Genomic DNA, 3207 nt, shown 5'->3' with positions numbered 1-3207 from the left:
TCGGGGTCTCCTCGTTTTCAGTGCAATAAGTGACGGTACGCAAAGCTAGCACTGGCGCGGGGGTGGTCTGGGTAGACCGTTGATTTCATTGACTTTCCTGTTCGCTTTGTAAACGGGTATGGTGGCCTCCCACTTTTGAGGTTCACGATGCAGGGTTGGCACACAACGTTTTTGGGGATGCGTGGGCTCCCCCGCGATATCAGCGACTTCGAGATGAAGGCATTTTTCACCTTCGATGGTGCCGAGCGCGACGCAATCAATGCACGCCGAGGTGATTCCCACAAGCTTGGTCTGGCGCTCCATATTGGTTTCCTGCGCATGAGTGGGCGTTTGCTCGGTGCCTTTCGGGTAATTCCAGTAGCCTTGTGGCGCCACCTTGGCAACGAGCTTGGCATTGCAGCACCAGAAGTCGCCTCGCTGAGAGCCATGTATGAACGCGGGCGCACGCTATTCGATCACCAACAAGTAGCCTGCACGGTCCTTGGATTCCAGTGGATGAGCGAGCACCAGCGCCGCTCACTGGTACGTGAACTGCGCGACGAAGTGGCGCGCTGCGCCGACCGCGATCAGCTACTCGTGCGGGCGCGTCAATGGCTGTACAAGAACAAGCTGGTGATCGTGCACGAGCGGGCAATTCGGACACTGATTGCGGCGGCACTTGCCCAGCTTGAAGTTGAAACAGGCACCGCCATCGCCGCCAGCGTTGATCCAGCAACACTTGATCGCTGGCGAGCCTCAGTTTCAGAGCTGCGCCCAGATGGACAAACCCAGCAGAGTTGGCTATGGGCTGCACCGGCGAAACACTCAACCCGCCAAATCAGCGAGGTACTGGAGCGCATCGACCTGCTTTACACGCTGGACGTTCATAAGCACCTGGCAGACATCCCCGATCTCATCTTGCGCCGCTACGCGCGCCGACTTGTCTCCAGGCCGCCCTCAGCCGGAGCCAAGATCAAAGAGCCAGCGCGCACCGTGGAGGTCGCATGCTTTCTTCGGTATTGCCTGTTCACCACCACAGACCAGTTGATCCTTATGGTGCAGCGCCGGATCGCCGATCTGTGGCGTCAGGCTGCCGCCGATGTCCCCGCTACCGTCAATTGGGCCGCAATGTACAAAACGCTGCTCGGCGAACTTGTTGCCTTGAGCGCGCAAGGTGCGGTGCCAGATGCTGAGTTGCGTGCCCGTCTTGAAGCCTTGATCACCGAAACCCAGAAACGCAAACCACCGAGCAGGGCCTCCCTGGTCCGCGAGGGATTGATTGATGGAATTCGCCCCGTGCGGTCGTTGCTCGTCGCCATTGCAAAGCTGCCCTGGCAGGCCACCGGCGAGCATCCTGCCATCGAGTACCTTGCCAAGCTGCAAGCTTTATATCTCAAAGGATCCAGAAAGCTGCCAGTTGAAGTGGTGGCACCAAGTCTGGGAATGATCTGGCAGGTTTCGATCTCCAGCCCAGACCGGGAACGGGCGTTTCAGGCGTTGGAGGTGGCCACCCTGTTTGCCCTGCGCCGCGCGGTGCGCAATGGCTCGGTCTGGATTGAGCACAGCCTGAGCTTTCGGGGTCGTGCGCGCTTGTTCTTCACGGACGAGCGTTGGCAGGCAGAGTCCAAGAAACACTATGCCCGTCTATCGTTACCCAGCAAGGCTGCCACTTTCTTGAAGCCTTTGCTGGCCAGAGTAACTGCCGGTGTCGATGCGGTGGCCGCTGCAGCCCGCAGTGGCGTACTGCGCGTGGATGATGAACTCCATTTGTCGCCATTGCCCGCAGAGGACGAAGACCCAGAAGTGACCAAGCTGCGCGCGGCTTTGGATCACCGCATCGGTGAGGTTCAATTGCCGGAAGTGATTCTGGCCGTTGACGCCCAGGTGCGCTTTAGCTGGATCATGCTCGGACGTGAGCCGCGCTCTACCGACGAGCTGCTGATGGTCTATGCCGGCATCATGGCCCACGGCACCAGTCTGACTGCGGTCGAATGCGCGCGCATGATTCCGCAATTGTCTGCCACCAGCATTCGCCAGGCCATGCGCTGGGCGCGGGACGAACGGCGTCTGAGCCAGGCCTGCCAGGCTGTGCTGGAATTCATGCAGCGACACCCGATTGCCGCCACCTGGGGGCGGTCCGATTTGGCATCTTCTGACATGATGAGCATGGAGACCACCAAACGGGTGTGGCAAGCCCGGCTTGATCCTCGGCGCAACACACCTTCCATTGGAATCTACTCCCATGTAAAAGACCGGTGGGGCATCTTCCATGCGCAGCCCTTTGTGCTCAATGAGCGCCAGGCGGGCGTGGCCATTGAAGGTGTCATCCGCCAAGAAAAGCTGGAGACCAGCCAGCTTGCTGTGGATACCCATGGCTACACCGACTTTGCCATGTCACATGCCCGTTTGCTTGGTTTTGATCTTTGCCCGCGGTTGAAGGAACTCAAACAGCGCCACCTCTTTGTGCCACGCGGCACCAAAGTGCCCGCAGAAATCGCTGCGGTGTGCGAAGCCAATGTCGACGTCGCTTTGATCGAAAAGCATTGGGATAGTCTGGTGCACCTGGCAGCCTCGGTCATGAGCGGACATGCCAGTGCGGTGGCAGCTCTTGCGCGGTTCGGTTCTGCCGCCCAGGGCGATCCAATCTATGAGGCTGGCGTGCAATTGGGGCGGTTGCTGCGTACGGCGTTTTTGGCTGACTACTTTGTCAAGGACGCTTTCAGGAACGAGTTGCGCCGGGTGCTCAATCGGGGCGAGGCTGTTAACGCCCTCAAGCGCGCCATTTATACCGGCCGGATCAGCCCGGCGCAGGCCAAACGTGTCGATGAAATGCAGGCTGTGGCCGATGCGTTGAGCCTGATGGCCAACATCGTGATGGCGTGGAATACCTCACAGATGCAGGCGGTCCTGGATCGCTGGTCGAACCGCCGCCAGGTCATTCCACCGGAACTGATCGGGAAGATTGCGCCCACCAGGCTGGAGAGCATCAACTTGCGGGGTGTGTTTCGCTTCCCGGTTGACCGCTATGCTGACCAAATCCTGCCTTCGCGGCCAAATGCATCGATAACTGGCACCAATGGATGAAACCGACCACGGTTTGACGCCACGAATCGCAGATTTGAAAGTGAACAGGAAAGTCAATGAAATCAACGATCTACCAACACCACCTCCGCGCCAGTGCTAGCTTTTCGTACCGTCACTTATTGCACTGAAAACGAGGAGACCCCA

Annotated in this window: 1 protein-coding gene; it reads left to right on the top strand. The window is 58.9% G+C overall.

All coding sequences use genetic code 11. The features are described 5' to 3' along the window. Positions 1–147: 147 nt before the first annotated feature. The gene (locus tag FSY45_RS27630) at positions 148–3063 is read left to right on the top strand and encodes a Tn3-like element IS1071 family transposase (protein WP_003049965.1); all 2916 of its coding nucleotides are present in this window, start codon (positions 148–150) and stop codon (positions 3061–3063) included. Positions 3064–3207 lie beyond the last annotated feature (144 nt).

Source organism: Comamonas sp. Z1 (assembly GCF_008121555.1).
Lineage (GTDB): Bacteria > Pseudomonadota > Gammaproteobacteria > Burkholderiales > Burkholderiaceae_C > Comamonas > Comamonas thiooxydans.
The sequence above is the reverse complement of the archived record's forward strand: the minus strand, read 5'-3'. Positions and strand labels throughout refer to the sequence as shown.

Coding starts and splice junctions, on each gene's coding strand:
- FSY45_RS27630 (WP_003049965.1), top strand. CDS start 148: ATGCAGGGTTGGCACACAACGTTTTTGGGGATGCGTGGGCTCCCCCGC.